The sequence below is a fragment of the Geodermatophilus sp. DF01-2 genome (assembly GCF_004571065.1).
Taxonomy (GTDB): domain Bacteria; phylum Actinomycetota; class Actinomycetes; order Mycobacteriales; family Geodermatophilaceae; genus Geodermatophilus.
Window position 1 is genome coordinate 1 of sequence record NZ_SPQN01000149.1, and the last position, 4,778, is coordinate 4,778.

Consider the following 4,778-nt stretch of genomic DNA (forward strand, 5'->3'; position numbering starts at 1 on the left):
GCCTGACGAGCGGGGCCCGCAGGGTCCCCGAGGAGGCGACGACGGGGCTCAGCGCCGGCCGGGAACGGCACGTGGCCGCGGTGTCGCCTGACGAGCGGGGCCCGCAGGGTCCCCGAGGAGGCGACGATGGGGCTCAGCGCCGGCCGGGAACGGCACGTGGCCGCGGTGTCGCCTGACGAGCGGGGCCCGCAGGGTCCCCGAGGAGGCGACGATGGGGCTCAGCGCCGGCCGGGAACGGCACGTGGTGGCGGTGTCGGCCGGTAGGCCGACAATGTCACAGCGTCAGAGCCGGCAGGCGTGGATGCTCGTGACCAGGATCGCGCGGGCGCCCAGCTCCCAGAGCTCGTCCATCACCCGGTTGGTGTCGCTCTGCGCGACCATCGCCCGCACGGCCGACCAGCCCTCGGTCTGCAGGGGGCTGACCGTCGGCCCCTCGAGGCCGGGGGTCAGCGCGGTCGCCTTCTCCAGCAGCTCGTTCGGGCAGTCGTAGTCGAGCATCACGTACTGCCGGGCGACCAGGACGCCGCGCAGCCGGCGGCGCAGCTGCGCCACCGCGGGAACCTCCTCGGCCCCGGCCCGCCGGACCAGGATGGCCTCGCTGGTGAGCACCGGCTCGCCGATGATGTGCAACCCGGCCGCCCGCAGCGTCGTCCCGGTCTCCACCACGTCGCAGACGGCGTCGGCGACACCGAGCCGGCAGGCGGTCTCCACCGCGCCGTCGAGCTTGACGACCGAGGCGGCGATCCCGTTCTCGTCGAGGTGGCGCCGCAGCAGCACCGGGTAGGCGGTGGCGATCCGCTTGCCGGCCAGCTGCTCGACGGTCTCGATGCCGGACCCCACCGGGGTGGCGAAGCGGAACGAGGAGCGGCCGAAACCCAGCGACATGACCTCCACCGCAGCGACGCCCTCCCCGTCCGCCGGGGCCGTCTCGAGGAGCATGTCCCGCCCGGTGATGCCGACGTCCAAAGTGCCGGCGGCGACGTAGACGGCGATGTCACGGGGCCGCAGGTAGAAGAACTCGGTGTCGCTGTCGGGGTCGTAGACGGCGAGGTCCTTGGTGCTGCGGCGCTGCCGGTAGCCGCTCTCGGCGAGCATCTCGGCCGCGGGCTCGCTCAGGACGCCCTTGTTGGGCACGGCGATGCGCAGCACGGGGAGAGCTCCTTCGGCGGGGGGATCAGAGGTGAGCGTAGACGTCGTCCAAGGTCAGCCCGCGAGCCAGCATGAGCACCTGCACCCGGTAGAGCAGCTGGCTGACCTCCTCGGCGGTGCGCTCGGGACCCTCGTGCTCGGCTGCCATCCAGGACTCGGCGGCCTCCTCGACGACCTTCTTGCCGGCGGCGTGCACGCCGTCGCGGACCGCGGTCACCGTCCCGGACGCGGGGTCGCCGGCGGTGACCTTCGCGGAGAGCTCGGCGAACAGTGAGTCGAAGGTCTTCACGCGCGGCTCCCGTCGGCCGGTCGGATCGAGAAGCCGGTGGGCCGGGACCGCCCGCGCAGACCGCGGAGGGTCAGCGCCGTGGCCAGGGCGGCGACCGCCGCCTCCCAGCCCTTGTCCTCGGCGGAGCCCGGCAGCCCCGCACGGTCGCGCGCCTGCTCCTCGGTGTCGCAGGTGAGCACGCCGTTGCCGACCGGCTTGCCCGCGTCGAGGGCCACCCGGGTCAGGCCGGCGGTCACCGCGTCGCAGACGTACTCGAAGTGCGGCGTCCCACCGCGGATGACGACCCCGAGCGCCACGACGGCGTCGTGCCCCTCGGTGAGCGCCTGGGCGACGACCGGCAGCTCGACCGCACCCGGCGCCCGGACGACGGTCGGCTCGGGGACCCCGCTGGCGACCGCCGCCGCGACCGCCCGGTCCAGCAGCGCCCCGGTGATCTCGGCGTGCCAGGTGGTGGCCACGATGCCGAGGGTCAGCCCGGCGGCGTCGACGGACCCGCCCTCGGGCGCCCCCGTGCCGCTCACAGCGGCTGCTCCGTCCGGCGGAGCGGGACGTCGGTGCCGGGCACGGTCGCGGCGTCGGCCGGACCGGACTCGGTCTCCGGCTCGATGATGTCCAGCAGGTGGCCCATCCGGTCGCGCTTGGTACGCAGGTAGGCGAGGTTCTCGGCGGTGACGTGGCTGGGCAGCGGCACCCGGCCGGTGATCCGCAGCCCGTAGCCCTCCAGCCCGGCGCGCTTGGCCGGGTTGTTGGTGAGCAGCCGCATCGTGTGCACGCCGAGGTCGACGAGGATCTGCGCGCCGGTGCCGTAGTCGCGGGCGTCGGCGGGTAGACCCAGGTCGAGGTTGGCGTCGACGGTGTCGATGCCCATGTCCTGCAGCTGGTAGGCCTGCAGCTTGTGCAGCAGGCCGATGCCCCGGCCCTCGTGGCCGCGGATGTAGAGCACGACGCCCCGGCCCTCCTGCGCCACCGCGGCCAGCGCCGCCTGCAGCTGGGGGCCGCAGTCGCAGCGCAGCGAGCCGAACACGTCGCCGGTGAGGCACTCGGAGTGCACCCGGACCAGCACGTCCTCGCCGTCGCCGATCTCCCCGTAGACGAACGCGACGTGCTCGCGGTCGTCGTAGGAGCTGCGGTAGCCGACGGCGGTGAAGGTGCCCGGGGCCAGCGGCACGGTCGCCTCGGCCACCCGCTCGACCAGCTTGTCGAACCGCTTGCGGTACGCGATCAGGTCGGCGATGGAGATCAGGCACAGGTCGTGCTCGTCGGCGAACACGCGCAGCTCGTCGCCGCGGGCCATGCCAGTCGGATCCTTCTCGCTGACCAGCTCGCACAGCGTGCCCGACGAGCGCAGCCCGGCGAGAACCGCGAGGTCGACGGCGGCCTCGGTGTGGCCGGGCCGGCGCAGCACCCCGCCGTCCTTGGCGCGCAGCGGCACGATGTGCCCCGGCCGGGCCAGATCGGCGGAGTTGGTCTCCGGTGAGGCGAGCAGCCGGATGGTGTGCGCCCGGTCGGAGGCGGAGATGCCGGTGGTCACGCCCTCGCGGGCGTCGACGGTGACCGTGTACGCCGTCCCTCGCCGGTCCTGGTTGACCCGGAACATCGGCGGCAGGTCCAGCCGGTCGGCGTCGGCCTCGGTGACGGCGACACAGATGTAGCCCGAGGTGTAGCGGACCATGAACGCGACGAGCTCGGGGGTGGCCAGCTCGGAGGCGAAGATCAGGTCGCCCTCGTTCTCGCGGTCCTCGTCGTCCATGACGACGACCGGACGGCCGCCCTTGATCGCGGCGATGGCGTCCTCGACGGTGTCCAGGCGGACGGTGGCGCTCACGAATCCTCCTCGCCGGCGCTCGTCGGCCGCGTTCGCGGCGCTGCTGTGCCCATGCGTTCGCTCGCGAGCTCGCTCACGGGCGTGCTCCCAACAGGCGTTCCACGTACTTGGCGATCACGTCGACCTCCAGGTTGACCGGGCTCCCGGGAGGGACGGCACCCAGCGTGGTCTCGCGCAGGGTGGTGGGGATGAGGCTGACCTCGAACCACGGCTCGGCGTCGTCTGCGTCGCTGACCGCGCTCACGGTGAGCGAGGCGCCGTCCACGGTGATGGAGCCCTTCCCGACGACGTAGCGGGCCAGCTCCGGCGGCAGGGCGACCCGCACGACCTCCCAGTGCTCGCCCGGCGTCCGGGTGAGCACGGTGCCCACTCCGTCGACGTGGCCCTGCACCAGGTGGCCGCCGAGGCGGGTGTGCGGAGTGACCGCCCGCTCCAGGTTGACCGGATCGCCGGCGCCCAGGGCGCCCAGGCTGCTGCGGCGGAGGGTCTCGGCCATCACGTCGGTCGTCCACTCCTCGCCGTCCGAACCGGTGACGGTCAGGCAGACGCCGTTGACGGCGATCGAGTCGCCCAGCGCCACGCCCTCGAGCGCCTTCCGGGCCCGGATGCGCAGCCGGGCGGCAGTCACCTCCCCGCCCGGCTCCCCGAGCCCTTCGCGGGCGAGCAGGATGCCGACCTCCTCGACGATGCCGGTGAACACGATCAACTCCCTCCGGTCGCGCCGCGGCTGTCCGCGGCGCGCCGGTCCCCAGTGTGCCGGGTCGGCCGCAGCCGGACCTCCACGTCCCCGCCCAGGCGGGTGAGGCCGGCGACCGAGAACTCCAGCGCGTCGCCGATGGCGGCGATTCCCAGGTCGCCGACCAGCGGCGCCCCGCTCCCGAGCAGCTTCGGGGCCAGGTGCAGGACCGCCTCGTCGACCACCCCCTCGCGCAGGAACGCCGCGGCGAGCGTCGGCCCACCCTCGAGCAGCACGCGTCGGACGTCGCGGTCGAACAGCTCGGCGAGCAGCTCCCGCGGGGTGGCGGCGGCGCTGACCAGGGTGGGCGCGGCGCCGTCCCGCACGCGGGCGTCCTGGGGCAGCCGGCCGCGACGGTCGAGGACGACCCGCAGCGGTTGCCGGTCGGCGGCCGGGTGGGTGGGAGGCAACTCCGCGTCGCGGACGGTGAGCTGCGGGTCGTCGGCCAGCGCCGTCCCCGAGCCGACCAGGACGGCGTCGCAGGTGGCGCGCAGCCGATGGACGGCGGCGCGGGCGTCCGGGCCGGTGACCCAGCGGCTGCTGCCGTCGGCAGCGGCGACCCGGCCGTCGAGGGTGCCGGCGACCTTCCAGACGACGTGCGGCCGGTGCTCGCGGACGCCGGTGAGCCACGCGGCCAGCGCGCCCTCGGCGGCCTCGGCCTCCTCGAGCCGCGGACGCTCACCCTCGGGGCCACGGTCACCCTCGCCGGCACGCTGACCAACACCGGCTCGGAGACGCTCACCGACCTCGACCTGCGGCTGCAGCGCGGCGAGCTGCTC

At 74.5% G+C, this 4,778-nt stretch carries 6 protein-coding genes; all 6 read right to left on the reverse strand.

All coding sequences use genetic code 11. The features are described from left to right. Positions 1–282: 282 nt before the first annotated feature. Positions 283–1,149 (reverse strand): ATP phosphoribosyltransferase, encoded by an 867-nt coding sequence (gene hisG, locus E4P41_RS21225; protein ID WP_135143181.1) that lies wholly within the window; start codon positions 1,147–1,149, stop codon positions 283–285. Between the two features lie 25 nt (positions 1,150–1,174). Further along, complete coding sequence (locus E4P41_RS21230) at positions 1,175–1,438, reverse strand: phosphoribosyl-ATP diphosphatase (RefSeq protein WP_135143182.1); 264 nt, start codon at positions 1,436–1,438, stop codon at positions 1,175–1,177. Next, positions 1,435–1,959, reverse strand: coding sequence for a 6,7-dimethyl-8-ribityllumazine synthase (gene ribH, locus E4P41_RS21235; RefSeq protein WP_135143183.1), 525 nt, complete (start codon positions 1,957–1,959; stop codon positions 1,435–1,437). The genes E4P41_RS21230 and ribH overlap by 4 nt, the downstream gene beginning before the upstream one ends. Further along, positions 1,956–3,263, reverse strand: a complete 1,308-nt coding sequence (locus tag E4P41_RS21240; protein ID WP_209307850.1) for a bifunctional 3,4-dihydroxy-2-butanone-4-phosphate synthase/GTP cyclohydrolase II — start codon at positions 3,261–3,263, stop codon at positions 1,956–1,958. Before E4P41_RS21240 ends, ribH begins: the two co-directional genes overlap by 4 nt. Before the next feature lie 73 nt (positions 3,264–3,336). Continuing rightward, positions 3,337–3,963: a riboflavin synthase gene (locus tag E4P41_RS21245; protein ID WP_135143184.1), complete on the reverse strand. Its 627-nt coding sequence runs from the start codon at positions 3,961–3,963 to the stop codon at positions 3,337–3,339. 2 nt (positions 3,964–3,965) lie between these two features. Beyond that, on the reverse strand, positions 3,966–4,778 hold an 813-nt coding region (locus E4P41_RS21250), incomplete at its 5' end, for a RibD family protein (protein WP_135143185.1).